General features: G+C 64.7%; 23 protein-coding genes. 14 read left to right on the plus strand and 9 right to left on the minus strand.

Translation table 11 applies throughout. The features are described 5' to 3' along the window. The first annotated feature begins 109 nt into the window (after window positions 1-109). Window positions 110-442 (plus strand): hypothetical protein, encoded by a 333-nt coding sequence (locus GNK13_RS00265; RefSeq protein WP_164100422.1) that lies wholly within the window; start codon window positions 110-112, stop codon window positions 440-442. Here the strand turns inward: GNK13_RS00265 and GNK13_RS00270 are convergent, their stop codons facing one another. After that, the gene (locus tag GNK13_RS00270) at window positions 443-1,543 is read right to left on the minus strand and encodes a glucose 1-dehydrogenase (RefSeq protein WP_164100457.1); all 1,101 of its coding nucleotides are present in this window, start codon (window positions 1,541-1,543) and stop codon (window positions 443-445) included. Window positions 1,544-1,981: 438 nt separating this feature from the next. On the opposite strand from GNK13_RS00270, the gene GNK13_RS00275 reads away from it, so the two are divergent. The 8 genes from GNK13_RS00275 to GNK13_RS00310 all read left to right on the plus strand — a co-directional run bounded on the left by GNK13_RS00275 (window position 1,982) and on the right by GNK13_RS00310 (window position 10,085). After that, entirely contained in the window at window positions 1,982-2,737 is a 756-nt protein-coding gene (locus GNK13_RS00275) for a helix-turn-helix transcriptional regulator (protein WP_164100423.1), read from the plus strand. A 142-nt stretch (window positions 2,738-2,879) separates the two neighbouring features. After that, window positions 2,880-3,698 (plus strand): Fe-S cluster assembly ATPase SufC, encoded by an 819-nt coding sequence (gene sufC, locus GNK13_RS00280; protein WP_164100424.1) that lies wholly within the window; start codon window positions 2,880-2,882, stop codon window positions 3,696-3,698. A gap of 70 nt (window positions 3,699-3,768) precedes the next feature. Further along, the gene (gene sufB / locus GNK13_RS00285) at window positions 3,769-5,175 is read left to right on the plus strand and encodes a Fe-S cluster assembly protein SufB (RefSeq protein WP_164100425.1); all 1,407 of its coding nucleotides are present in this window, start codon (window positions 3,769-3,771) and stop codon (window positions 5,173-5,175) included. 256 nt (window positions 5,176-5,431) lie between these two features. After that, window positions 5,432-6,739, plus strand: coding sequence for a Fe-S cluster assembly protein SufD (gene sufD / locus GNK13_RS00290; RefSeq protein WP_164100426.1), 1,308 nt, complete (start codon window positions 5,432-5,434; stop codon window positions 6,737-6,739). Between the two features lie 258 nt (window positions 6,740-6,997). After that, window positions 6,998-7,318 (plus strand): metal-sulfur cluster assembly factor, encoded by a 321-nt coding sequence (locus GNK13_RS00295; protein ID WP_164100427.1) that lies wholly within the window; start codon window positions 6,998-7,000, stop codon window positions 7,316-7,318. Beyond that, entirely contained in the window at window positions 7,319-8,326 is a 1,008-nt protein-coding gene (locus GNK13_RS00300; RefSeq protein WP_164100428.1) for an ATP-grasp domain-containing protein, read from the plus strand. Window positions 8,327-8,329: 3 nt separating this feature from the next. Further along, window positions 8,330-9,448 (plus strand): hydantoinase/oxoprolinase family protein, encoded by a 1,119-nt coding sequence (locus GNK13_RS00305; protein WP_164100429.1) that lies wholly within the window; start codon window positions 8,330-8,332, stop codon window positions 9,446-9,448. Between the two features lie 16 nt (window positions 9,449-9,464). After that, window positions 9,465-10,085: a hypothetical protein gene (locus GNK13_RS00310; RefSeq protein ID WP_164100430.1), complete on the plus strand. Its 621-nt coding sequence runs from the start codon at window positions 9,465-9,467 to the stop codon at window positions 10,083-10,085. Window positions 10,086-10,242: 157 nt separating this feature from the next. Here GNK13_RS00310 and hemQ read toward each other — a convergent pair whose 3' ends face one another. Next, window positions 10,243-11,160, minus strand: a complete 918-nt coding sequence (gene hemQ / locus GNK13_RS00315; protein WP_164100431.1) for a hydrogen peroxide-dependent heme synthase — start codon at window positions 11,158-11,160, stop codon at window positions 10,243-10,245. A 99-nt stretch (window positions 11,161-11,259) separates the two neighbouring features. Continuing rightward, entirely contained in the window at window positions 11,260-11,985 is a 726-nt protein-coding gene (locus tag GNK13_RS00320) for a hypothetical protein (RefSeq protein ID WP_164100432.1), read from the minus strand. A gap of 454 nt (window positions 11,986-12,439) precedes the next feature. Here GNK13_RS00320 and GNK13_RS00325 point away from each other — a divergent pair, with 454 nt between their 5' ends. Next, the gene (locus tag GNK13_RS00325) at window positions 12,440-13,309 is read left to right on the plus strand and encodes a DUF1571 domain-containing protein (protein ID WP_164100433.1); all 870 of its coding nucleotides are present in this window, start codon (window positions 12,440-12,442) and stop codon (window positions 13,307-13,309) included. A 120-nt stretch (window positions 13,310-13,429) separates the two neighbouring features. Here the strand turns inward: GNK13_RS00325 and GNK13_RS00330 are convergent, their stop codons facing one another. The 3 genes from GNK13_RS00330 to GNK13_RS00340 all read right to left on the minus strand — a co-directional run bounded on the left by GNK13_RS00330 (window position 13,430) and on the right by GNK13_RS00340 (window position 16,899). Then, complete coding sequence (locus GNK13_RS00330) at window positions 13,430-14,122, minus strand: TIGR04283 family arsenosugar biosynthesis glycosyltransferase (RefSeq protein ID WP_164100434.1); 693 nt, start codon at window positions 14,120-14,122, stop codon at window positions 13,430-13,432. A gap of 84 nt (window positions 14,123-14,206) precedes the next feature. Further along, window positions 14,207-15,343: an LptF/LptG family permease gene (locus tag GNK13_RS00335; RefSeq protein ID WP_164100435.1), complete on the minus strand. Its 1,137-nt coding sequence runs from the start codon at window positions 15,341-15,343 to the stop codon at window positions 14,207-14,209. A 260-nt stretch (window positions 15,344-15,603) separates the two neighbouring features. Next, complete coding sequence (locus GNK13_RS00340) at window positions 15,604-16,899, minus strand: aminotransferase-like domain-containing protein (RefSeq protein WP_164100436.1); 1,296 nt, start codon at window positions 16,897-16,899, stop codon at window positions 15,604-15,606. 349 nt (window positions 16,900-17,248) lie between these two features. On the opposite strand from GNK13_RS00340, the gene GNK13_RS00345 reads away from it, so the two are divergent. The 4 genes from GNK13_RS00345 (at window position 17,249) to mutY (ending at window position 21,933) form a co-directional block, all read left to right on the plus strand. Further along, on the plus strand, window positions 17,249-18,277 hold the full coding sequence (locus GNK13_RS00345; protein ID WP_203545326.1) for a ComF family protein: 1,029 nt from the start codon (window positions 17,249-17,251) through the stop codon (window positions 18,275-18,277). Between the two features lie 84 nt (window positions 18,278-18,361). Next, window positions 18,362-19,444: a DUF502 domain-containing protein gene (locus tag GNK13_RS00350; protein WP_164100438.1), complete on the plus strand. Its 1,083-nt coding sequence runs from the start codon at window positions 18,362-18,364 to the stop codon at window positions 19,442-19,444. Window positions 19,445-19,554: 110 nt separating this feature from the next. Beyond that, on the plus strand, window positions 19,555-20,805 hold the full coding sequence (locus GNK13_RS00355) for a PDZ domain-containing protein (protein ID WP_164100439.1): 1,251 nt from the start codon (window positions 19,555-19,557) through the stop codon (window positions 20,803-20,805). A 33-nt stretch (window positions 20,806-20,838) separates the two neighbouring features. Further along, on the plus strand, window positions 20,839-21,933 hold the full coding sequence (mutY, locus tag GNK13_RS00360; RefSeq protein WP_235934686.1) for an A/G-specific adenine glycosylase: 1,095 nt from the start codon (window positions 20,839-20,841) through the stop codon (window positions 21,931-21,933). Window positions 21,934-21,991: 58 nt separating this feature from the next. On the opposite strand, the gene GNK13_RS00365 is transcribed toward mutY, so the two are convergent. The 3 genes from GNK13_RS00365 to GNK13_RS00375 all read right to left on the minus strand — a co-directional run bounded on the left by GNK13_RS00365 (window position 21,992) and on the right by GNK13_RS00375 (window position 26,030). Beyond that, the gene (locus GNK13_RS00365; RefSeq protein ID WP_164100440.1) at window positions 21,992-22,486 is read right to left on the minus strand and encodes a GNAT family N-acetyltransferase; all 495 of its coding nucleotides are present in this window, start codon (window positions 22,484-22,486) and stop codon (window positions 21,992-21,994) included. Window positions 22,487-22,488: 2 nt separating this feature from the next. Then, entirely contained in the window at window positions 22,489-23,850 is a 1,362-nt protein-coding gene (locus tag GNK13_RS00370) for a DUF1552 domain-containing protein (RefSeq protein WP_164100441.1), read from the minus strand. A gap of 227 nt (window positions 23,851-24,077) precedes the next feature. Beyond that, window positions 24,078-26,030 carry a DUF1592 domain-containing protein gene (locus tag GNK13_RS00375; protein ID WP_164100442.1) on the minus strand — a complete coding sequence of 651 codons (1,953 nt, stop codon included), beginning with the start codon at window positions 26,028-26,030 and terminating at the stop codon, window positions 24,078-24,080. Window positions 26,031-26,155 lie beyond the last annotated feature (125 nt).

A 26,155-nucleotide genomic window follows, 5' to 3' on the forward strand; every position in this document is an offset into this window, starting at 1 on the left:
GCAATTTCGGCGGCGGACCCGGGAGCGTCGGCCCTGGTCCGCTTTTTGGCCTACGGTTGCATATGGTTTTGCGTTTGTCCGCACCACCGTCGCACCGTCAGAACGCCGTATGCAGTGCCATCAATTAGCCGCCGAAATCCTCCGCCTCGACGCGGAGCTCTCGCCCGCCGAGGTGGCTCGGCTGTGTTTGTTGATTTTCAACAGTCGACCCGACCCGGCGCTGCTCGAGAATGCCGCGGCGCTTCGCCAGCAGTGCAAGGCGGCCGGGTTCCGGCTCAAAGCGGCGGCCGACCAGCATGCGGCGATGACTGCCGAACTCGAAGCGCTGTGCGGCGACGGGCCGCAGCGGTTCGATCCCGAGCAAATCTGGACGCTCGTCCGGGCGATCAAGGTCCAAAGCCAAGTCCTCGAACTGTACACCGACCAGCCGGCACTGGTGTGATTACTCCGCCACGTTGACGAAGACTTTGAGGGCCGAGTCGTCCTCGACCAGGAGCCGCATCATTTCTTGGTAGTTGCCGAGTCCGTCGACGGGATTGGTGAGGATCTTTTCGCAGACCCCGGGGAACATCATCTCGCCCAGGGCCAGATCGCGGATCCCCAGTTCAAAATGCTCGCGGTTGGCGTTTACGCTGCCGAGCAGCAGCTTGTTGCCGAGCACCCACTCGATGTTCACGCGGTCGCTGGGGATCTCGATCTGCCGCGACCCGCCGGTGATGCTGGTCCAGACGACCACCCCGTTGTGGCCGAGGTACTGCATCGCTTCGAAGGCCAGCTGGCTGTTGCCGGTTGCATCGACGATCAAGTCGGGACGCCCGGTTTCGGCGACGAGCGCCGGCAAGGGGAGCTTTTGGGTGCTGACGTAGTGGGCTTCAAAACCCTCGACGATGTCCGCTTTTAAGTGTGGTGGGACGCCGCGGGCGATCGTGTAGACCTGCATTCCGCAAAGCCGCAGGATCAGCGTCGTCAGCAAGCCGATTTGGCCGCTGCCGAGGACGTACGCCAGCCGCGGTCGCCAGACCCGCATCCGCCGCTGGGCTTCGAAGGCTTGGTGCACCGCTTTGGCCGCACAGCTCATCGGCTCCATCAGCACGTGCAGGTGCTTGAGCCCCTGGGGGACGCGGACGATGTACTCTTCTTCCTCGACAAAGTACTCGGTCAGATAGCCGTGCAGAAGGTTGATGCCCCGCTCGTAGTACGTCTCCTCGCTGGTCATGTCGTTGGTCCCGATCAGGTCGTAGATCGAGCCCCCGGGGCGGCGGACCGTGGCCGTGACGTAGTCGCCCGGCTTGACGCGGGTGACGTTCGGCCCGACCGCTTCGACGATGCCGAACGATTCATGCCCGAGCACGAGATAGTCGTCGCCCGGAGGTGCGTTGCCGTAGAGCGCGTCGTTGATCTCCCGGTCAGTGGCGTCGACGCCCACCTTCAGCACGCGGACGAGCACGCCCATTCCCCCGCCGATGTCGTCGAGCTGCGGCTTGGGGATGTCCTGCAAATGCACGCTGTTGGGGGTGCCGGGGGTCACGGCGACCGCTTTCATCGTCGTTGCACTCATGCGTCGAGAGGCTTTGGGGTCAGAGACTTTGGGGTCAGAAGGCGAGAAGGGATTGGGTTCGCTACCGGACTATCGGTCAGCAGACACGGGGAACGGCAGATCGTAACCACGGAGCTGCAAAACCGGCAAAGGGGGACGGGGGGAGATAGCGAATCTTCGCCGTCACCCTCCCCCCGGGAGGGTCGGGCTCTTAGGCCCGGGGAGGGCCGGCGGAGCTTCGCCACCTGTCGAGCGCTCGACGCTGCGGATCGCCCTCCCCGCTCGTTCCTCGCGACCCTCCCGGGGGGAGGGTGATATGAGAACCAGTCTTTTTTCGCACCGCTCGTTGTCAAAAAAACGTGGGAGCGGTAAAGTTCATGTGCGGGGCACCCGTTTACCGGCAAGCCGCGATCGCGTGTTTTCTTTCCTCTGTTCGTCGTTGTCATGTCTGGGTCCGCTACCGAAACGGTTGTTACGGACGTTCGCTCGGTCGACCGCGAGTTGCTCGAAGCGCTCCGCGGCGGTGAAGCGATCGGGATCCACGAGCTGACCGAGCGGCTCGGCGTGACGGCTACCGCCGTCCGCCAGCGGATCGAGCGGATGCTCGAGGGGGGGCTGGTCGAACGCGAGAAAGTGGTGGCAGGCCGAGGTCGACCGACGTACACCTACCGTTTGACCCTGCTCGGCCATCGACGTGCTGGAGCAGATCATGCGGAGTTGGCCGACGCGATGTGGCACGAGATCTTGTCGATCGAGGACGCCGAGCTGCGAAAATCGCTGCTCGACGGAATCGCTCGGCGAATCGGCCGGCGGTATCGCGATCAGGGTGGCCAGCGATTCGAGCATGGCACGCTCGAGGACCGGATGCACTCGCTGACCCAGGTGCTGGCTGGACACCGGATCGCGGCGGACGTCGTGCTCGGGGGCAGCCTCCCGGTGCTCGGCTTCCGAGCCTGCCCGCACCCCGATCTGGCATCCGAGGCCGATCGGCGGGCGATGTGCCACTTGGAAGAGCAGATGCTCAGCGAAGCTCTCGGCAGCGAAGTGCATCTGCAGAGCTGCCGTTTGGACGGAGACCACTGCTGTCATTTCGTCGCAACGGATGCTGTCGGTGGAGCTGGCGGTGTCGGTGAATCCGGCGGTGTCGGTGGAGCCGGCGGTGTGGATAGCAGCGGCGGAGCTGACGCGGCCGAGGAGTAGCGGCGGTAGGCCCAGTGGTGAGCGACAGCAGGTTGCCCGCAGGAAGGGTTCACTGCCCTTCAAAAACAAGATTCATTCCCGAGCCGCCCGCTAGGTCGGCACACGTTGATCGAAATCGATACGAAAGTCCTGAGGAGTCCCGATGAGTCACGTCCTGAAGATTGAAAATTTGCAAGTCTCCGTCGGGGACAAACCGATTCTTCGGGGCGTCAATCTGACGATGAACCACGGGGAGACGCACGCCCTGATGGGGCCCAACGGGAGCGGCAAGAGCACGCTCGGGCTGGCCATCATGGGGCACCCCGGTTACACGGTCACCGGCGGCTCGATCTTGCTCGACGGCGAGGACGTGCTGGAGATGGCTCCGAACGAGCGAGCTCGGGCTGGGATCTTCATGGCGTTTCAGCGGCCGATGGCGATCCCCGGAGTCAAGATGGCCGACTTCCTCCGCCATGCGACGACGAACGTTCGCCGCCCGGACCGCAAGGAAGGGGAGGATCTGATCCCGATGCGGGAATTCCGCAAGGAGCTCAAAGAGAAGATGAGCCACCTGCGGATGGATCCCGAATTCGCCCGCCGTTACGTCAACGACGGCTTTTCCGGCGGTGAGATGAAGCGGGCCGAAATCCTGCAGCTGGCGATGTTGCAGCCCAAGTTCGCGATCCTCGACGAGACCGACAGCGGGCTCGACGCCGACGCGGTGCGGCTGGCGAGCGAATCGATCGCCGATATCGGGGGCCGTGAAAAGATGGGGCTGCTGATCATCACCCACCACGACAAGCTGCTCGAGCACAACCCGCCGCAGTACACCCACGTGATGCTCGGTGGCCGCATCGTCGAGACCGGTGGCAAAGATCTGGCCGAGGAACTGCACCGCAGCGGCTACGACCGAATCCGCAAGGCCTATCCGGATGCCGAAGCGGCCAATCAAGAGATGATCGCCGAGGAAGCCGCGGTCTGAGCGATCGCTGGCTGACGCGTTTGCAAAACTTCACCGGCCGCGAGCCGGTCTCCTTCTACGGATCGATACGATGGCGACGGACATCAGCGAAAAAGAACAGATCGGCGAGATCAACAAGTACAACTTTCGCACCGAGACGCATGACGTCTTCAAGGCGCAGAAAGGTATCAATCGAGAGATCGTCGCCCAGATCTCCGAGATCAAGCGAGAGCCGAGCTGGATGCGCGACTTCCGGCTCAAGTCGCTGGAGATCTTCGAGCAGCGGCCGATGCCCAAGTGGGGCGGCGAGATCGATATCGACTTTCAGGACATCTACTACTACCTGAAGCCGACCGATCATCAGGGCAAGACCTGGGACGACGTTCCGGCTGAGATCAAGGAGACGTTCGACAAGCTGGGAATTCCCGAAGCCGAGAAAAAGTATTTGGCCGGGGTCAAAGCCCAGTTCGAAAGCGAAGTCGTCTACGGATCGCTTAAGGAAGAGCTGGTCGACCAGGGCGTGATCTTCACTGATACCGACACGGCGGTCCGCGAGCACTCGGATCTCGTCCGCCAGTACTTCTCGAAGGTGATTCCGCCGAGCGACAACAAGTTTGCCGCTCTCAATAGCGCGGTCTGGTCGGGGGGCTCGTTCATCTACGTTCCCCCGGGAGTCCACATCCAGTTCCCGCTGCAGGCTTATTTCCGGATCAACGCCGAGAGCATGGGCCAGTTCGAGCGGACGCTGATCATCGTCGACGAAGGGGCCAGCGTGCACTACGTCGAAGGCTGCACGGCGCCGATGTATACCTCCGAAAGCCTCCACAGCGCGGTGGTCGAGGTAATCGTCAACAAGGGCGCACGGTGCCGCTACACGACGATCCAGAACTGGGCCAATAACATCTACAACTTGGTGACCAAACGGGCGTACGCCTACCAAGATGCCACGATGGAATGGGTCGACGGGAACCTCGGCAGCAAGCTGACGATGAAGTACCCGGCGGTCCACATGATGGAGCCGGGGGCTCGCGGCGAGATCCTGTCAATCGCTTTCTCCAGCGCCGGCCAGCACCAGGACGCCGGAGCAAAATTGGTCCACGCCGCTCCGCACACCAGCGGCCAGATCATCAGCAAGAGCATCAGCAAGAACGGCGGGCGAAGCAGCTACCGAGGGCTGGTCCGCGTCGAGCCAGGCGCTCACCACAGCAAGAACAACGTCGTTTGCGATGCGTTGATCCTGGACGACATCAGCCGCAGTGACACCTATCCCTATATCGAGATCGCTGAGCAGGATGTCCAGATTGGGCACGAGGCGAGCGTCTCGCGGATCGGTGAAGAGCAGATGTTTTATCTGCTCAGCCGCGGATTGAGCGAAGCGGAAGCGAGCACCATGATCGTCAACGGGTTCATCGAGCCGCTCGTGAAAGAATTGCCGATGGAGTACGCGGTCGAAATGAACCGCCTGATCCAACTGCAGATGGAAGGCAGCGTCGGCTAAGCCGTTCGCTCAGAAAACCCTAGCCGACGGCGCTAGCCGCGGGTGCAGCAGCAGAAATCCCTGAGCCGACGGCGCTAGCCGCGGGTGCAGCAGCAGAAATCCCGGGGCTGTGTGGCCCGAGGCTAGCGCCTACGGCTCAAAAGATTGAAAGCACCGGCTTTTCTGACAGGACCTAAAGATCGACCGGCCCTGAAAGGCCGACCCTCCCGGCGGGAGGGGTGATAAGCGACCGCACACACTCCAGCTATCTCAATCCATGACTGCTACGGCTACCGATCTGAAATTTGATGCCGCGGGTTTTGAGGCTTTCATTGCCTCGCGGACGGAACCCGATTGGCTGATCGCGCTGCGGCGCGAAGCGTTTGAGCATTTCCAGAGCATGGAATGGCCGGCGCGGCGGGCTGAGGAATGGATCCGCAGCGATTTGCGGCTGTTTCAATTGGACAAGTTTCGCGTCCCGCTCACTCAAAGCGACACGCCGAGCGGCGAAGGGTTGCTCAGCGAAGGCGTTGAACTCGGCGGCCGAATCCTGACGGTCGACAGCCACTGCCGAGCGGAATCGCTCCGCGAGTCGCTGGCGGCCCAGGGCGTGATCTTCGGCAGCCTTGAGCGGCTGGCGAGCGAACAGCCGGAACTGGTTCGCGAGCATCTATTCTCCGCGGTCGATCCCGATTATGACCGCTTCGCCGCCCTGCACGCCGCGTTCTGGTCGGGAGGCCAGTTCGTCTACATCCCCCGCGGCGTTGTGGTTGCCGAGCCGTTGCATTTGGCGACGCTGCTCGGCGAAGGAAGCGTCGACCTCTCGCACACCTTGATCGTGCTGGAGGAAGGTGCCGAAGCGACCGTGCTGCACGAAGCGAACAGCGTTCAGCGGGATGCCGGAGGTCTGTCGCTCGGAGCTCTGGAAATTATCCAGCGGCCGGGTTCGCATCTGCGGTACGTGAGCCTCCAGGATCAAGGCTACAAGACGTTCCAGTTCGCCCATCAGCATGCGATCGTCGATCGCGATGCCTCGATCCAGTGGACGCTGGCCGCGATGGGCAACGGCTTCGCTAAGGTCAACCAGTCGGTCGCGCTGGTCGGCCCCGGTGCGGACAGCCAAGTCAACGGGGTGATGTTCACCGAAGGTCGGCAGCACATCGCCTACCACACCTTGCAGCACCACGTCGCTCCGCACTGCCACAGCGATTTTCTCTACAAGTCGGCCCAGCAGGATCAGAGCCGCACGGTCTGGCGGGGGATGATCAAAGTCGACAAAGCGGCTCAGAAGACCGACGGTTATCAGCGCAACGACAACCTGATCCTCTCCAGTCGTGCCCGAGCCGATTCGATTCCCGGATTGGAAATCGAAGCGGACGACGTTCGCTGCACGCACGGCAGCACGACGGCGCAGGTCGACGAAGAACAAGTTTTCTACGCCGAGTGTCGTGGGTTCACTCGCAATGAAGCGGTGCGGATGATCGTGACTGGCTTCTTCCAACAGATTTTTGATCGGATCACGATCGAGAGCGTCCGCGACGCGCTCGGACAGACGATCGCCCGTCAGGTCCGCGAATACGCCTAAGCCGCGCCGAGTACAGTCGACAAATACATCACCCTCCCGCTTGCGGGAGGGTCGGGCTCTTAGGCCCGGGGAGGGCAATGGGTTTCGGCACGAACTCCCGATTGAGCCGTTAGAAAACAAGCCAATGCGTTGAGGAAAAAGGGTCACCCGCCCTTATCACGCGAGCGTCTACCGGACCCTCCCCGCTCGTTCCTCGCGACCCTCCCGAGGGGAGGGTAACATCAGAGCAATTCTTTCCTCATTCACTCCCACTCTGCCATGACCATTACCGAAGACCACGTCCGTGAGCAGCTGAAAAAAGTCATCGACCCCGAGTTGTTCGTCAACATCGTCGATCTGGGCTTGATCTACGAAGTCAACATCGGCGAGCCCAAGGAAGATGGGCGGCACGATGTGAATATCGAGATGACGATGACCAGCCCGATGTGTCCAGCCGGTCCCCAGTTGGTGGCCAATAGCAAGCAAGCCGTGACCGAACTGGAAGAGGTCGATGAGGTCGATGTCAAAGTCGTGATGGATCCGCCGTGGACCCCCGAGAAGATGAGCGAGGATGCCCGGGATCAACTAGGTATCTTCTAGATGAACATTTTTATTGGCGAGTATGTCTGCGGCGGTGGCTACAGCCGCAGATCTCTCGACCAGATTCCCGCTTCGCAGCGGATGGAAGGGATGGCGATGCTCAAATGTGTCGCCGCCGATTTCGCCCGGTTCGCCGACTCGGTTCACCTCGCCATTGACTCCCGTTTTGACGTCGAGCTTCCGCCGGGGGCGACAGTCCATCGCGTTGCGGCCGAGACGCCGCTCTGGCCGCAGTGGATCGAGGCCTCCCGCAGTTGCGATACCGGATTGCTGATTGCCCCCGAGAGCGAAGGCGTGCTGGCACAGTGCGTGGCGATGCTCCAGTCGACAGGGCTGCGATTGCTCAACGGGTTCGGAGACTTCTTGCGGTCGGCGAGCGATAAGTGGGAGACCGCTCGGGTCTTTGCCGCGGCAGGAGTGCCCCACCCTCCGACATGGACGCTCGAGAGCCTTCCCGACTCGGCCACCTGCTCGACGCGCCGCTGGGTGGTCAAGCCTCGCGACGGCTGTGGCACCGGAGACGTGGTGACGTTTACCGAGTTCGCCGACGCCGTGGCCACCATGGAGCTTCCCGGGCGGATCCTCCAGCCCTGGATCGAGGGGCGAGCGGCGTCGGTGTCGATGATCGTCGATGCCAAAGAGATCACGATCTTGCCGGCGGTCTCTCAGACGCTCACCGCCGAGGACTGCGTCTATCGCGGCGGTCAGGGACCGCTCAACGCAGCGGACCAGCGGCGAGCGGCAAGTTTGGCGCGGGTGGCGGTCCGCGCCCTGCCCCGCACGGTCCGTGGCTTCATCGGCTTCGATCTCGTGCTGGCCGACGACCCCGCCCAGGATTGTGTGATCGAGGTCAATCCGCGACTGACGACGTCCTACGTGGGGCTGCGGCATATCGTCGACGGCAATCTGGCCGCTCGGCTGGCTGGCTTGGACCGCTCGCCGGTCCGCGCGGCGGTCGAGCCCAACAGCGTCTGCTGGAGCTCCGCGGGCGAAGTCTGGTTCGTCTAACCCATGGCCGTGCCCCCTGCCCCTACCCCTGCGACCGGCCCTGAGACCGGCTCTGCCCCTGAGACCGGCCCCCTCATCGTCGATGCGAATTCGGTCGGCGGGAACATCGTGGGATTGGATATCGGCGGGGCCCATATCAAAGCGGCGGACCGGGCAGGACGCACCCACTGCCAATCGTTCGCCCTCTGGAAACATCCGCGGCAGTTGGAGGAGGCGTTGCAGTCGGTCGTGGCTCGGTTCGCTCCGCTCGAGCGCCACGCCGGAAGCACGCGGTATGCCGTGACGATGACCGGCGAGCTGGCCGACTGCTTTCTCGATCGCGGCGAAGGGGTGACGAGGATCGTCGAGGCGGCTTGCCAAGTGCTCGGCTCCGACGTCCAGTTTTACGCCGTCGATGGCCGCTTCGTCTCGGCTGACGAGGCGATCGCCGACGACTCCTTGGTCGCCGCTTCGAACTGGCACGCGATGGCGACGCTGGCCGCCCGCCTCGAACCGAATGAAGGACTGCTGATCGACATTGGCTCGACGACTTCGGATTTGATTCCGCTTCGCCAGGGACGGGTGGCTACGCCGAGTCGAACCGACCACGAACGATTGGGGCGTGGGGAGCTGGTCTACGTCGGCATCGGGCGGACCCCAGTCTGTGCGGTGGTCGACACGCTCCCCTATCTCGGCGAGCACTCGCCGGTGATGAACGAAGTATTTGCGACGACCGATGACTGCGCGGTGGTGCTGGGGATGTGCGAGCCGGAGGAGTCGGACACCGACACGTGCGATGGTCGGCCCCGCACCGTGGCCGCTGCGAGCAACCGGCTGGCGCGGATGATCGGCTTGGATCATCGCAGCGTGAGCCGGGAAGATGCCGCGATCATGGCGGCGTTCGTCGTCGGCCGAATCCGTGCCCGGTTGTTGGTTGCCGCCGAAGTCCTTTCCAGCCCCGGTGCGACGTGGATCCTGTCGGGGCACGGCAGCAGCCTGCTGAGCGTTCCCGGCGACCGACGCTGTCTGGAAATTGCCGCGATGCTGGGTCCCGACCTGAGCCGTGTAGGGCCAGCCTTCGCAGTGGCTCACCTGGCGGCCAGTCTCGCAGAGGATCGCGCGGCCGAAGCGGAGCGGCACTGAGCCCAGTGGCGGATCGATGAGCCCGATGGTCGAGCAGCGAAACTTGAAGCGCCGCGTGGTGAAGCTCGGTGGCAGTCTGCTCTCCAATCCGCGGCTAACTGCCGCCGTCGGAGCGTGGCTCGCCCGTCAGCCGGCGGCGCAGAACCTGGTGGTCGTCGGCGGCGGTGAAACGGTCGAGGCGATGCGGAATCTGTCGCGGCTTTTTCCGCTGGACGACGTCGCGATGCACTGGCGCTGCGTCCGGTTGCTGCGAGCGACGTTTGAGATCTTTGCGGAGCTGTTTCCCGACTGGCAACCGGTTGCCCAGTGCGAGCGGCTGGAGGAGCTGCTCAAGGTGTCGCCGCGGCCGGGTGAGTGGCTGATTGCGGTCGACGCATTCTATTCGCCAGGGACGCACGATGCGGGGTTGCCGGTCGGCTGGGAAACGACGACCGACGCGATCGCCGCCTACCTCGCCCGCCTGGCCGCGGCGGACGAATTGGTGTTGCTCAAGTCGTGCCCGATTCCCGCGGAAGGTTCGCCCGAGGATCCCAAAGCGGGATCGCTCCGGCGGTTGACCGAGGCGGGGATCGTCGATCGGGCGCTAGCCACCGCCCTGCCCCGGGATCTGCCGCTGCGCGTCGAGCAGTTGCCATAGTCGCCTTTCGCTCCGCGAAAGTAGCGTTCCTGCAGCACCCTCCCCTCATCCGATCAGCCGCCGGGCGTTAGCCCCCGGTTCCGCAAACGCCGGGGAAACCGGACGCTAGCGCGTTGCGGCTGATAGTGCGGCAACCGAAATAAACAGCCCGGGTCGGCTACACGCGGCAGAGGTCGAGGATTTCGGCGGCCGATTTTTGGTACCCGATGTAGAACGGGCCAAACACGCCGTAGCGAGCGCTCGCTTCGTCGAACCGCATCTTGTAGACGATGTCTTTGAGGTACTGCGGGTTGCGTCCCCACAGCGTCACCATCCACTCCCAGTCATCGAGTCCCACGCCGACGGTGATCAGCTGCGAGACGCGACCGGCGTACTGGATGCCGCTCTGAGCGTGCTCGTTCATCATGCTGGTGCGGCGCGAGAACGGCTCGGTGAACCAGTTCGCACCGACGACGCGGCTCTTGCCCATCGGATAGAAACAGGCGGCCGGCCAATCGGGAAACTCCGGACGCAGCCGCTGCTCGGTCATCATCGGCAAGCGGCGTTCGTAGGCGGCGACCTTGGCCGCCAACTCCGGCGAATCGGCAGCGGCACCACCGGCGAGCAACCGCTCGCGGTATTGCTCGACCGTGGGAACGTATTCGCTCAACTCGCTCATCGAGACGAACGACCAGGTCGGTTCGATCGCCGCTCCCAGGGGCCCGGCAAGGATCGACTGATGGATCGCTTCGATCTTGAGCGGATCGGGGTCCATCATCGTCACCGCGAAGTCGGCTTTGTGACCGCTGATCGCAAACGTCTGCAGCCGCTGCGGGCGGGCATCGCCGGTGGGCTCGCAGGCAGCGACCAACGCCTCGCGACCGGCCGAGCGATCGACCGCCGGCAGGGCATCGCGGCGAAAACGGTAGAAGAAGTGGGAGCAGTGCCACCCGCTGAGCGGGATCGTCGACGGCTCGGGAAGTGGTTGCCGAGCCGCGTGAGGAGGGCCTTGGGGAGGGCCTTGGGGAGGGCCTTGGGGAGGGCCTTGGGGAGCGCCTTGAGGAGGGCCTAGCGAAGGGCTCTGCGGAGCATTCATGGCAGCGAATTTTGGGGCAAGCGTTCGAAGCATTGAGCTGTCGATTTTAAAGCCCCCGAAGGAACCCGGCGAGGGGAACGAGCAGCCCGAGGCGGGGCGTCACTTCAGCGTCCACTGGGTAAACGCCTCGCGGAAGCCGAAATGTCGCTGCCAGTACCGAGCCCCGCTCGCTCCAAAGTAGCCGTACGGAAAGGGAGCCTGGCGAGCTGCTGTGGCGTGCGGTACCGGAACTCCCCAGTGCTCCGTTCCTCCTGCGATCGGTCCACCCAGCACGGGTCCTCCGCCGCCCGGTTCCCCCCCCACGCTGGTCCAGCCGCCAGCCCGGTCGTCGCACAACTCCCCTGCTCCGCCGTAGCCGTAGTCGGCGTAGTTGGCGTAGTCGGCGTGGTCGGCGTAGTCGGCGTGGTCGGCGTGGTCGTAGTGGGCGTGGTCGTAGTGGGTGCCGGCGTAGTAGGCGAAGTAGGCGAAGTCGGCTTCCACGACCCCGCTGGCGGCCTCGGGTCTCGGGAGCATTGGATCAAGCACGACCGGGGCTGGAAGGACGCCGGTCCACGAGGACGCGGCGGCCACGGCCGCTGGCGGCGCGGCGGCGGTGGGTGCGGCGGCGGTGGGTGCGGCGGCGGTGGGTGCAGCGGTCGGCTTGGCCGGCAATGTGGCGGGGATTCCCCAGAACGCCCTTCCCGCGGTTCCGCTGCTGGCCGCAGGTCGCGTGGGGCTTTGGGCGGCGAGCGTCGGGGCGAGAGCTGCAGCGACAGCAAATTGGAGGGAGAGCGCGGCGAGGCGGCTGGCGGGGAGGAGCTGGTAGCGCATGGGCTGGAAAGGCATGGTGCGGTGAGTGCGGTGGCGGTGGGTTCGGTGCGGTGGCGGTGGGTTCGGTGCGGTGACGGTGGGTTCGGTGCGGTGACGGTGGGTTCGGTGCGGTGACGGTGGGTTCGGTGCGGTGGCGGTGGGTTCGGTGGCGGGCGATTCCTAGCTGGTAAGAGATACCCCTTTTGAGGTTTCGGCAGTTTGGGGTGGATTTCCGGAGCCCTTTTCCGCTCGGGGAACGAAAAACCGGTCTGGTGGCCGTGGAATGGAGGCTCGTATAGTCGCTCCGCCGCGGGGGTTTAGGCGGTTTATTCGGTCCGGGGTGGTGGGGTTGGGTCGGTTGGCAAAGGTTTGCCGTCTGGTGCACTTCGGATCGATCGCAGCAATTCGGCGGTCCGATACTTGCAAAGCCGTTGCGATCCCCGTGAGGGACTGGTGAACCGGATTAGGGTTTAGGGAAGGAGCAATCGTCATGGCAACGACTCGCAGAGCCTTCATTGCGGGCGTGGGCGCCGCTGCTGCACTTGCTGCGGGCCGCGGATGGGCCGCCCCTCCGGACTCGGATCTTAAAGAGCCGGTCTACCGGGTCACGTTGGCGAGCAATCTGCCCAAGCAGACCCAGCATTCGCTCGACGAAGGGCTGGCGATGGCCCGCGAAGCGCTGGCCCACAGCCGCGCCAACTACGACGACTACACTGCGACGCTCGTCAAACGCGAACGCGTCGACGGCGTGGTCGGGGGCCCGGAGTACATGTTCCTGAAGGTCCGCAATCGCAAAGTCGCAGACGGCAAGCTGGTCTCGCCGCTGAGCGTCTACCTGACGTTCCTCAGCCCGGCGTCGACCAAGGGCCGCGAAGTGATCTACGTCGAGAATCGCAACGACGGCTACATCACCGCGCACGAGGGAGGCATCAAGGGACGCTTCCTGCCGACCGTCACGATCCATCCCACCGGGGCGCTGGCGATGCGGGGTCAGCGGTATCCGATGACTGAGATCGGACTGGAAAATCTGATGGTCAAGCTGCTCGAACGTGGCGAAACGGCTCGGCAGTACCCCGACGTGAAGGCCGAGTTCCGCAAGAACGCGCGGGTCAAGGACCGGACCTGCACGGTGCTGCAAGTCACTCAGCCCACCAAGCGTCCCGACCTCGACTTCTACCTCGCTCAGGTCTTCATCGACGACGAGCTGCGGGTGCCGATCCGCTACGTCGCCTACGACTGGCCCAAGAGTGAAGGCGAAAAACCCGAAGTGATCGAGGAGTACACCTACCTCGACCTAAAGGTCAACGTTGGCCTGACCGACGCCGATTTCGACGTCAACAACCCGAGTTACAGCTTTTAGGGCAGTTCGGCAAATCGTCGCCGCGTGCATCCATCAGCCGCCGGGCGCTAGCCCCCGGTTCTCGAGAACGCCGCAAGAACCGGACGCTAGCGCGTGGCGGCTGATTCCCGGAAGCAGCGTTTAAGCGTCGTGCCGGCGGTAGGCGGTGGCTAGCTCCGTAGGACTCGCTCCGCGGGCGAATCGCCACTGCAGGCGAAGGTTGAGCCACGTCTGTCGCCATACGCCTCGGGCTCGCCAGCGGCGGGCATCGACGAACACCGGCCCGTCGAGCAAAACGGGGCGGCTGAGGCGGCGGAGACGCGACGCGAGGATCAGGTCCTCCATCAGCGGCTCGTCGGGAAAGCCGCCGAGTTCGCCGAACCACTCGCGGCAGACGAAGATCGCTTGGTCGCCAAACGGCAGTCCGCGCCACCGCACCCGCGCCGCATTGCCCCATTCGAGCAGCCGGTAGCTGGCCGCATCGTCCTCGATCCGCTGTCGCAGCGCTCCCCAGCGACGCTCGGGTGCGGCGGCAAAATGGGCGGCGATCTGGTCGATCGCCGTCGGGGCTAAATGATTGTCGGCGTGCAGGAAGAGCAGCACGTCCCCCTTCGCCGCGGCGGCTCCCACGTTCTGTTGCCGCGCCCTGCCGGCAGGGGAGCGGAGCACCAGGGCACCGGCGGCAGTGGCCCGCTCGGGCGTCTCGTCGCGGCTCCCCCCGTCGACCACAATCGTCTCCACTGCGCCCCCAGCGATTGCCGAGCGGACCGCGCGTTCGATGCCGCGGGCTTCCTGAATGGCGGGGATGATGACTGAGACGCTGACGCGATTCATCGCCCCCCACCTGCCGGTTTCATGCGTCGCTGTTGGGGCTCGGGAGACTGAGGCTCAGGAGACTGGGGCTCAGGAGACTGGGGCTCAGGAGACTTGGACGATGCGGTATCGGGCGTAGGCGAGCGGGCCGAGCACCAGCAGCGGTGCCCAGGCGGCGGTCGCCGGATCGATCATGTCGCTTCCGCCCATCATGTGAAACCCGGTCCGCAACCCGAAGAACAAGCCGACGAGTCCGGTCGCGTAGCCAGCGACCACGAACAGATTGCGCTCGCTGCGGCCGACGACTAGCGACAGGCTGAGCACGATCAGACTGAAATCGAGCGGGGGTCGCAGCCAGCGGTCGTGCAGCGTGACGCGGACATCGGCGGCACAGTAGACCGCCGGGTTGCTGACGCGGCGGACCAGGTCGGCGGTCGTCGCCATCCGCTTCCACGAGCTGCCGCTCTGCAAGAAATCGTACTCGACGCGGCTGGCGACGAAGCACTGGCCGGGCTCGAGCCAGGGCGTGTCGAGCGGCGTCCGCAACGCAGTCTGGTTTCCCAGCGTTTGCGACGGGAGCGAGTCGATCTCCTGCGGGCTGCTGACCCTCGAGAGGAGGTATCCGGAGGGATGTTCCGCCGTTGCGCCGACCCAGTGGGCGAGTTCGGCGTTGAGCTGCTGGCCGAATTCGGGCAGCAGCGGGTGGATCTTAAAGGCGGGGGCGACGATCTCCTTGCGGAGCACGATCAGACTTTTGCCCTTGATCAGCACTCCCGCCATCGTGTCGTAGCAAGGCAGCAGCGGTTGCTCGGTCTCGCCAGCAAGATCCTTGGCTTTCATCCCCAGCTTGTCCTGCCACCGGGGAAGCAGTAGCTCGCGGTTCAGGGCTGCGAATCCGATCACGCCCGCGGCGGCCAACAGCATCGGACGGACGATCCGCCCGTGGCTGACGCCCGAGGAGAGGATCGCGGTCAGTTCACCGCTGCGGCGGAGCAAGCCGATGGTGAAGATCAGCGCCAGTAGCGCGATCACCGTGCTGGTCATCTCGAACAGCATCAGCATGAAGGGCCCGTAAAAGCCCAAAAATGCAGCGGCCATACTCCCGGTCCGCTCGGCGTGCTCGGCCAGATCGTCCACGTTGGTGAACGCGTGGAAGACGACGAACACCCCGGCGATCGAGACGAAGCAAACCAGCAGCGTGCGGAGGTAGACGTACAGGATGTAGCGGTCGATGCAGGTCACGCTCGATCCACGCTCGCCAGCACGATTGGGAGGACTAATGAAGACGACAACCGAGCCTCCGCTTATCGCACCTTCGCCCCCCACAGAGCAAGACTGAAGTCCGCGTCACGCGTGAAGCTAGCCCGATGCCACTTCCAGTGAGCCGACGGCGCTAGCCGCGGGTTCCGTCGCGCTGCCGAACGGGTCGAGCCTGTAGCTGAACGCTGCGACGGCAAAACGGTTACTCACGGCACTACCCGCAGTGGACCCGAGGCTAGCGCCTACGGCTCAGGATTTCCTCGCGTCCCTGACGTACGGATCGCTTCGGCGAGCAAGCGGATGCCTTCGCGGAGCCGCTCCGGCGGTTGGACTCCAAACGTCAGCCGGGCCGTGTTGGTGGCGACGCGGTCGCCTTCTTCCGGATAGCAGTACTGGCCGGGGACGTAGAGCACCCCTTTGTCGAGCGCCTGCTTCCAGAGTTCGCCGTCGGGACCCGCCGCGCAGCCCTCCGGCAACGTCAACCAAACGTACAGCCCGCCGGCCGGGACATCGTACGCGACTCCCGCAATCGGCCGCAGGTATTCATCGCAGGCGGCGATCATCGCATCCCGCTTGGCGCGGTAGGCCTCGCGAAGCCGGCGGAGATGCTCGTCGAGCATTCCCGAATTCAAGATCCCGGCGACCAGGCGTTGGTTGAGGTGGGGAGAGCCGAAGTCGATGATGCCTTTGCGGCGGGTCATCGCCGTATAGAGCGGTTCGGGGGTGACTCCCCAGCCGACGCGCAGTCCGGGAGCGAGGTTTTTGGAGAACGTGCCGCTCTCGACCGTCCGTTCCGGGTCGGCCCCGAGATCGCTCAGACTCGGGATATCCTCGCCTTCGAACCGGAGTTCGCGATACGCGTTGTCGACGATCAGCAGGATGGTCGCCCGGTCCCGCCAATTCTCGAGCACCTGCAGGATCTGCTTGCGACGTTCGAGCGACATCGTCGTGGCCGCTGGGTTGTCGAAGTCGGGAACCAGGTAAACCGCTTTGACGCGAGCCAGTTCACCGGCGGTGGCCAGGTGGCGGAGAGCCCCCTCGAGTTCGTCGGGAATCATCCCTTCGGCATCGGTCCCCACGCCGCGAGCCCGCGCCCCGAGATCGCGGAGAATATTCAAGTAGACGAAGTAGGTCGGCGAAGCACACAACACGATGTCGCCGGGATCGAGCAAACACTCCGAGGCCAGCTGCAAGAATTGATTGCTGCCGGCGGTCAGGATCATTCGCTCGGCGTGCCGCTCCGGCTGGACGGCAAAGTACCGGTGGGCGATCCCGCGGCGGAGATCCTCATCCCCCACGACCGTCCCGTACTGGAGCGCCTCCCGCGCTGCCCGAGGATCGGCGAAGAGCTCGCCGCTGATCGTGCCGAGTTCCTCCACCGGCAACGTGGCATTGTCGACAAACCCGGCGGCCAATGAGATCGTCGCCGGATTAGCGAGCGCCAGCGACATCAGGCTGCTGATCGGTTGGCTGCTGGCGGACCGGCCTCGGTGTCCGAGCGTAATCAGCGGCTGCGGACGCCGCATGACGGTCGACATGGATTTTCTCCCCCCTGTCAGGGTGTGATCGGTTAGAACAAAACGACGAGACGCTCGCAAAGGCTTGCTCTGCTAGGACAATCTCGGGACCGTTGGGTTCACTGCTGAGGCGCTGCCAGAAGTGTGCTCCATCAGCCGCCAGGCGGTAGCTTCGATTATCGATCAGCCGCAACGCGCTAGTGTCCGGTTCTCACCGCGGTTCGGGAACCGGAAGCTAGCGCCCGGCGGCTGATGAATATTTCGGGCTAGTCGCGGGTTCTGTGCCGATATTCCAGGGCCGCGAGGCCCGCGGCTGGCGCCTACGGCTCAAGAGTTTTCAGCAGCACGCTCACCGGGAAGGATGACAGACGTGTTCCCGCGCCCGCGACCTCCCCGCCTCGACCTCCGCCAATTCCGCCCACTGCACCGTAACTTGGTGGCCCCCAGCAGTTCCACCCTTAATCCTCCTCAGGGAAGCATCGCTGCAGCCGGCGAGCCAACGGAGAGCCGCTTGGCGAGAATCGCGCTCTGGCGAGAGTCGTGCGTCGCCACCTCGCAGTTTCTGCTCCGCGGGCTCTCGGAAATCTGTTATCCGCCCACGTGTGTCCTCTGCCACGGTCCGCTGCGAGGCGGCGCGATCAGCCGCACACTTTGCGTCGACTGCTGTGCGGCGCTCTGCGCGACGGCGGCCGAGTTTGCCTGCGATCGCTGCAGCCGTCCGCAGCCCCCCCTTTCGCCCACTTCCGACTCGCCCGCTGCCGACTCGCCCGCTGCCGACTCGCCCGCTGCCGACTCACCCGCGTCCACGGTGCTCGCGTCCACGGTGCTCGCGGCGGAGAGTCGACCGCTGCGGCTGTGTGCGGCGTGCGGCAAGCGGAAGAGCGCGATTCAGCGGAGCGTGGCGCTGGGGATGTATCGGGACGTGATGCGGGAAGCGGTGGTGGCGGCCAAGCGACTGTCGTTCCAACCGTTGACGCTGGCCCTCGGCGGGCTGCTTGGCCAGCGGGTTCTCGAGGCCTGGGGGTCGCTGGCGATCGGTGCGGTGACGTTTATTCCCTCGCATTGGAAGCGGCGGTGGGGCCGGAGGGGGTGTCCAGCCCAGTTGCTCGCCCGCCAAGTGGGGCGGGTCCTCGAGGTCCCGGTCGTTCCGCTGCTGCGATCGCGTCGTTCGACGGCGAAGCAGGGAACTTTAGGGGATGCGGAGCGTAGGAAGAATGTGTGCGGTGCCTTTCGCGCAAAAAAGGGCTATGCTCTTCTAGCGCCGCGCGTGCTGGTGGTCGATGATGTATGGACGACCGGTGCGACGCTGGAGGAGGCTGCGCGGGTGATCCGTCAGGAGTATGCCGCGGAGATTTTCGCGGCGGTCCTCGCCCGAGCGCTCGGGACCCACGACGGCTGAGCTCCCAGCCGATCGAGCTATTCGACCGGATCGGCGATTGGCCTGCTCTCTTCGTATCCGACCACTCCCCTGCTCCTGAACGCCATGCCGCCCGTCTCAAGCGATTCCGATTCCACGGTGCCCGCGACCCGAGGGACTTTTCGCCGCGCGGTGCTCCGCGGATTGGGGGTCGTGCTGCCCCCGCTGCTGACCTTGGTCCTGTTCATCTGGGCCTGGAACTTGATCGAGAGCTACGTGCTGTTGCCGGTCGAAGCGGGGATTCGGCACGCGGTGGTGTGGACGATTCGCGACATTCAGCCCACGCTGCCGGCCGAGGCGGTCGAGCGGGCAGGAACCGAGCTGTCGGCCGGTTTCACCTACAACGGCGTGGATTACGTGCTCGATCCGGCGGGTCGACGGTTTCTTCCCCAGTATGTCGTCGAGTACGTCAACGGGAACCTCGATCGGCTCGGCCCCTACCAGCCATCGCCCCTGACCGCCTCGGCGTACTGGCATCGCTACGTCGAGCTCCGCTATCTCCCGCGAACGATCGTCGTCCCCGTCTTTTTGATCGTCTTCCTGGCGGTGCTCTATTTTCTCGGCCGGATCTTCACCCATGGGCTCGGCCGTTGGGCGATCTCCACTTTCGATCGCTTCATCAGTCGGCTGCCGCTGATCAGCAACGTCTATGGATCGGTCAAGCAAGTCACCGATTTCGTGTTCAGCGATCGGCAAATCGAATTCAACCGGGTCGTGGCGGTGGAGTATCCGCGGAAGGGAATGTGGTCGCTCGGGTTCGTCACCGGCCAGAGCATGCTCGACATTTCCAAGGCCGCTCAGGAACCGGTGCTGAGCGTCCTGATGCCGACCTCACCGATGCCGATGACCGGGTTCACGATCACGGTCCGCAAGAGTGAAGCGGTCGACATGAACCTCACGATCGACCAGGCGATCCAGTTCATCGTCAGCTGCGGCGTGGTGGTGCCCCCCAACCAGCAGCAGAACGCCCCGCGGCTGCAAGCTGGCGCGACCGCCCCGCACGGTCTCCAGTCGCAGACGGGACCTGCACAACCAGGCTCGGCCGCGGTCGACGTGCGGAACGCCAGCCCCTGGTCGGCCAATCTCTCGGTCACTTCGGCCGATTCCAGTCGCGAAGGGCCCTCCGAGACGCCGCCGCAAAATACCTGACGCGGTGTTTTCTTGGGCGGCGAGCCCGTAAACTTCGGGGAGCCCGTGAATTCCGGGTGCAGTCTTCACCTCGCCCGAACTTCGACCACTGCTCCCCCCTTGGGTCCGCGATGAGCGCTCGCTTCGAGATCGACGGAAACTCGCCCGCCCCCCTGGCCAAGCGAGCCGGGGCGACTCTGACCGAACCGCCACGGCGTGACACTCGACCGTCGGCAGCGAGAAGCTGGCGATCGCGTGCACGCACCGCCGCGGTGGCAGTGGTCCTCGGCGCGGCAACGATGGCCGGGATCGGGCCGCGAGTCGCCGGACAGGAAGTGGGGCGGGAGCCGCTCGATCCGGGCGAAATCGTCCTGCAACTGGCCCACCCCAGCTACCAGCGCCGCGAAGTCGCCAGCCGGCAATTGTTGGCCGCCGGTGACGAAGCGGTCGCCCCGCTCGAGGCGGCCGCCCGCGAGGGAGACTTGGAGTTGGTCGAGCGGGCCAGCGTGATATTGCAAGACCTGGCGACGCTCGAGACCCCGGGCGAAGCGACCGTGGCCTGGGACGCCCTCACGCGGCTGGAGAAGACGGGACCGGGGGCCGCTTCCTCACGAGCCAACGCCGCCAAGACGATCATTCGCGAAGAGCGGAATGAACGGGCGCGGACGCGGCTGGAGTTGGCGGGAGTCGCGGTCGGTTTCCAGGAGCTGACGTTGGGGTCCGAGATGAACGTCTGGAACGCCATCCGCTTTCCCGCCGACTGGAGCGGCAGCGAGAAAGTCCTCGAGTGGTTGCCGTGGATTTACGAGTCATCGATGGTGGTGATCGAGGGAGCTTCGGCCACTCCGCAGGTCTTGGACGCGGTGGGGCGGATGCCGAATGTCCGCGAGGTCCAGATCCGCGACGCGGAACTCTCGGCCGCTGCGCTCGAATCGCTCGCGGAACTCAGCCGGATCGATACCCTGGAACTGCTGTTCGTGGAGATCGGCGACGCTCCAGAGGATCTCGCGGCGCTGACCGAATTGCCGCTGCGGCACCGGTTGATCCTGACCGGGACCGAGTTTGATGAAACGGCAGTCGAGGCGCTCCGCAAGCAGTTGCCCGGGCTGGAGATTACCTTTAGCCGGGGCGGTTTCTTGGGCGTCCAGTGCAAACCGATGGATCTTGCCTGCGTGATCCAGCAAGTCGTACCCGGTTCGGCAGCCGATCGAGCCCAGCTCCAGCCGCAGGACGTGATCGTCAAATTTGGCGATCATCCGGTGCAGCAGTTCCTCGATCTGCAGCAGGCGGTCCGTCGCTACACGCCCAAAGACAAATTGGAAGTGACGGTGATCCGCAACGGTCAAGAACTCGTCCTGCCCATTCAGCTCGGGCGGCAGTAAGTGGCGGAGTTGCGATTGGCGGATTCTTCGGACGTGCCCCACGACGGAAGTTGGCGTTCGGCGTCGTGGCGGACTCAGCTGCGGCGGCGGTTGCTCACTTGGTTCACCACCTCGGCTCGCGATCTGCCGTGGCGAAAGACGCGCGACCCGTATGCGATCTGGGTCAGCGAGGTGATGCTGCAGCAAACGCAGGTCGCCACGGTGATCCCCTATTTCGAACGCTTTCTTCGCGACTATCCGACGCCCGCGGCGCTGGCCGCGGCCGACGAAGCGGAAGTGCTGCGGCGGTGGGAGGGGCTCGGTTACTATCGCCGGGCCAAGCAGCTGCATGCCGCGGCCAAACGGATCACTGCCGAGCACGGGGGACGGTTTCCGGAAACCTTTGAGGCGGTCCTGGCGCTGCCGGGGATCGGCCGGTACACCGCCGGGGCGGTCCTGTCGATCTCCCGCGACCAGCGGTTGCCGGTGGTCGAAGCCAACACGCTGCGGCTCTACAGCCGCTTGATCGCGCTTCGCCAACCGCCGACCGCGACGGCCCCCAATCGGCTGCTCTGGGAAGTCGCCGCGGCGATCCTGCCCCGCCAGCAGGCGGGACGGTTCAACCAAGCCGCGATGGAGCTTGGGGCCCTGCTCTGCACCCCACGCAATCCCGACTGCGAGCGGTGTCCGCTCCGCAGCCTCTGTCCGACCCGACGGGAGGGACTGCAGGAGGAGATCCCCGGCAAGGTTCGGACGCTGCAGTACGAGGATCGCAGTCACGTCGCAGTCGTCGCCCAGCACGAGGACCGTTTCTTCCTCCGCCGCTGTCCTCCCGGTGGGCACTGGGCAGGGCTGTGGGACTTTCCTCGCTACGATTTGACCCCCGCCGCCGCGCTGCCCGGGGACGCGCTAGCGGCCGAGGTCGAACGCCGGTTTGCCGCGGAGTTCGGGTTTGCTGTCCGCTTGGGCGAAAAGCTGAAAACGCTGCGGCACGGCGTGACGCGGTTTCGAATTACGCTCGACGCCTTCACCGCCGAAGCGAACCGGCGGGAGGCCGATTCGGCCGAGTGCGGATGGTACCAACCCCACGAGATCCTCGACCTGCCGCTCAACACCACCGGCCGCAAGCTGAGCCGGTTGTTGCCATAGTCGCGCTTTGCTCCGCGAAAGTAGCGCTCGACCGCTACTTTCGCGGAGCAAAGCGCGACTATGGCAGCTGCCTCTCCATGATCACGACGTCGAGCAGGCGGCCGAATTTTTCGCCGACGTTGTGCATGGTTCCCACCGGCGTGAAGCCGAACTGTTCGTGGAGCCGCAGGCTGGGTTGGTTCTCCGCCTCGATGCGGCTCAGCAAGACGCGGAACTCCGCCGCGGTGGCGAACGCGAGCAGCTCGCGGAAGAACCGTTTGCCGAGCCCTTGCCGCTGGGCGACCGGCAGCACCCACACCGAGACTTCCGCCGTGCCGTCGTACGCTTCGTAGGCCGACCACCGCGAGAGGCTGGCCCAGCCGACGACCTCCGCGTCGATCTCCGCAACCCAAGCCGGGTAGCGCCCATTCTCTCGCGCCCGCCACCATTGCTCGGCGTCTGCCGGAGACAACGGCCGCGTGCGAAAGCAGTTGACGGTCTCGGCGATCTCCCGGTTCAGAATCGCAGCGATCGCCGGAAGGTCGCTCTCGGTGGCAAGTCGAAGCGTAACCAAGGTTAGACGCCGGCGAGCGGGCCGGTGCTGTCGCCGAACGCTTCGACTTCGACGCCCATCCGGTCGAGCATCGAGACGTACAAGTTGCACAGCGGAACTTGACCTTCGGCGGCGAGGTGTCGACCGGTCTCGATCGTGCCGCCACCGCGGCCGCCGAGCAGGATCGGGAGGTTGTCGGGATCGTGGCGATTGCCATCGGACATGCTCGAACCGAACAGAATCATGCTGTTGTCGAGCAGCGTCGACTCGCCCTCTTGGATCGATTTGAGCTTGTTCAAGAGCCGCGCGAACTGTTCGACGTGCCAACGGTTGATCCGCTGGTACTGATCGATCTTCTCTTCTTTGTTCTCGTGGTGCGACAGCTCGTGGTGTCCGCCGCGAACTCCGTCAACGAACGAGAAGTTCCTTCCCGAGACGTCGTTGGCGAACATCAGTGAGCAGACGCGCGTCGAATCGGTTTGGAAGCTGAGCACGATCAGATCCATCATGATCTCGATGTGCTCGCGGAAATCGCGAGGGATTCCCGGTTGGCGGCTGGCGAGCTCGGCCGGATCGAGCGTCGGCTCCCACTCTCGAGGCTCCTGCCGCGTGGCGTACTCGATCCTCTTTTCGACCGCCCGCACCGAATCGAGATACTCGTCCATCTTGAATTGATCATCGCGGCCGAGCCGCGGCCGCAGCTGCCGCGCGTCCTCGAGCACGAAATCCAATAGGTTCTGATACGACTCAGCCTGTGCCGACGAACTGTGGGTGCCGCGGCCAAACAAACGCTGGTAGACCAGCCGCGGGTTGATCTCCTTGGCGACCGGCCGCGTGGGGCTTTGCCAGGAGATATGGGAGCCGTACAGCCGGGTGTAACCGACGTTGCTGTCGATCCCGCTGATCACCGGTTCGGTTCCCAGTTCGAGCGACGGCAGCGGCGTGAGCCCGCTCACATGCTGGGCCATCAATTGGTCGACCGAGATCCCCCCGCTGCTGATATCTTTGCCCGTCGTTTTGGCGACTGGCATGCCGGTGAGGAAATTGGCCGTCTTGGCATAATGGCCGTCGCCGCCATGGCTGTTTTTCTTGTCCAGCCCCGAGAGGACTAAGACGTCGCTGCGGAGCTCTCCGAGCGGCTCGAGCGATGGAGTCAGTTCATAGTCGCGGCCGGTCTTTTCGGGCACCCACGCTTTTTCCCAGACGCCGTTGGGAAAGTAGATGAAGGCGGCTCGCACCGGAGCGCCGCTGGTCGCCGCAGCCGCTTCGGCTCGAGCCTGCCGTGGCGCCACCGACTGGAGCGCGGGAAGCGCCAAGGCCACGCCTGCCCCGCGGAGAAACTTCCTGCGGGAGAGCGGCTGCGAGAGGAGGTGTCGCTCGTTCATGGTGGGCTCCAGGGGTGGGGGGACGCCAGGCTCTGTCAATAACCGTCTTTCACCAATACCCTCCCCCCGGGAGGGTCGGGCTCTCAGGCCCGGGGAGGGCCGTCAAAAATCATAGTCGCACACGGTTCAACGTTGCGTGTCTCCCTCCCCGCTCGTTCCTCGCGACCCTCCCGGGGGGAGGGTGTCGTTTAAGCCTCGGTATCCGCGGACCCCGCGGAAACCGGACGCTAGCGCGCGGCGGCTGATGGGTCGGCGGCGGCCGCTTTGAAGTACCGGTGTTGGAACGGATAGCTGGCGGCGATCGTCTCGATCAGCACCGCCGCTCGCATCTCGTTCGCCTCCAGCGCTTCGAGGGAGTCGGTGATCACACAGTCATCGAACTTGTTTAGCCCGCGGCCGAGGGCGAAGCCGAGCAGCTTGCGGATGAAGTGCCGTTGGAATTCGTCCTGGCGCCGGAGCAATACTTGTTTTAACTCTTCGGGGCCGCTGAAGGCTTCGCCCGAGGGAAGTTTCCCCGCCGCATCGATCGGAAACCCGTCGTCCTCGGTTCGCCAGCGACCGATCGCATCAAAATTCTCCAGCCCAAAGCCGAGCGGGTCCATGCGGTTGTGGCACGAGGCGCACTCGGGGTTCGCGCGGTGCACCTCCAGCCGCTCGCGGAGACTCAACTTCTTGCCCTCCTCGTGCGCCTCCTCCAGTGCCGGGACGCCCGGCGGCGGTGGCGGGACACGCGAACCGAGCACTTCCTCCAAAATCCATCGTCCCCGCAGCACCGGGCTGGTTCGTCGCGGATAGGACGATGCGGTCAGAACTGCCCCGAGGGTGATCACCCCTCCGCGCCGTCGGCTCTCGAGCGCTACCCGTTGCCAGGGAGCATCGGCCGGAACATCCAACTGATAATGCTTGGCGAGCGTTCCGTTGGCATGCACGTAGTCCGCATCGATCAGCTCGAGCAGCGGCCGGTCCTCGCGGAACACGCCAGCGACCAAGCGAACCGCTTCCTCGCGCATATCCGAGGCGAGCTGGGAGCTGAATTCGGGATACAGTTCGGAGTCGGGGGTGGCAGTGGTCGCCAGGTTCGAAAGCCCCAGCCACTGCAGGCCAAAGTTCTCGCCGAGCGCCCGCGCTCGGGGATCGGCCAGCATCCTCCGGACTTGCTTGCGAAGTCCCTCGGGGGTGTAGATCTCCTCCGAATTGGCCGCGGCGAGCAACGCCTCGTCGGGAATCGAAGACCAGATGAACAGCGACAGACGCATCGCCAGCTGATGCGGCGTGAGCCGCTGGACGCCCCCTTCTTCCGGCTCCGATTCGACGACGAACAGGAAGTGCGGAGAGACCAAGATGGCCTTGAGCGGTTGGCGGACGGCGGCGACGAAGTTTGCTCCCGCAGCTCTCTCGGTTTCAAACAGTACCAGCAGACGTTCGATTTCAGCATCCTGCGGAGGCCGCCGCCAAGCACGGCGGGCAAACTGGCGGAGGGTTTGGCTCGCCGCCTCCCGTTCGCTCAGGCTCTCCGAGGGCGTGGCGATGTCCAGCGCGGCTTGCTCGATCAGCCGATCGGCCGCGGCGAGATAGCTTTCGACGTGGATTGCCGAGGTGAACAGGGCGTCGCCGGTCGTGTCAAAACCTTCGCCGCCCCCGCCATCGGAAGGCAACTCCACTCCGGCGGGAAGTTCGAGGGAGAGCAGATCACGGATGGCGTTGGTGTATTCGGTCCGCGTCAGCCGGCGGCTCATGACGTGCCCGCGATACCAGGCCTGCGTTTCGTCGGTCGCTAGCTGATTGCACAGATCCTGCTCGGGCCGCGAGTCGATCCAGCGATAGAAGTCGGACTTCTGCGGATCGGTCAGCTGGGGGCTACCCTCCGGCGGCATCTCGTTCAGCCGGATGCGTTTGGCGACGCGGTCCCAGAGATCCATCTGGGCTGCCGCCGAATCGCCGTCGACGAACGGGGCCAGGTCGAACTCCCCTTCGGCTTCCTCGCCGCGGTGGCACTCGAGGCACCGCGATTCGATGATCGGGTGGATCTTGTCCTGGTACATCGCTTTCCACGCCGCCAGCTTCTGCTCCGCCTCCTCGGCCGCGGCGGCCGAGAAGGCCGCTGCGACGAACAAGAGTACCAGCAGGAAAGGCGACAGCAGGAGTCGGCAGCACACGGCGGGAGAGAGGCGGGTGAGCATTGGAACGCCTGAAGGGAGTCAGTTTGGTCGTGCCGCGAGCCCCAGCCGCGCGACTCGGCTCGTTCGGCCCAAGCAGTTATACTGATTGAACCGACCGCCACCCACCATTCGTGTCCCCGAGATGA

It is taken from the genome of Candidatus Laterigemmans baculatus, from assembly GCF_010367455.1.
Lineage (GTDB): Bacteria > Planctomycetota > Planctomycetia > Pirellulales > Pirellulaceae > Laterigemmans > Laterigemmans baculatus.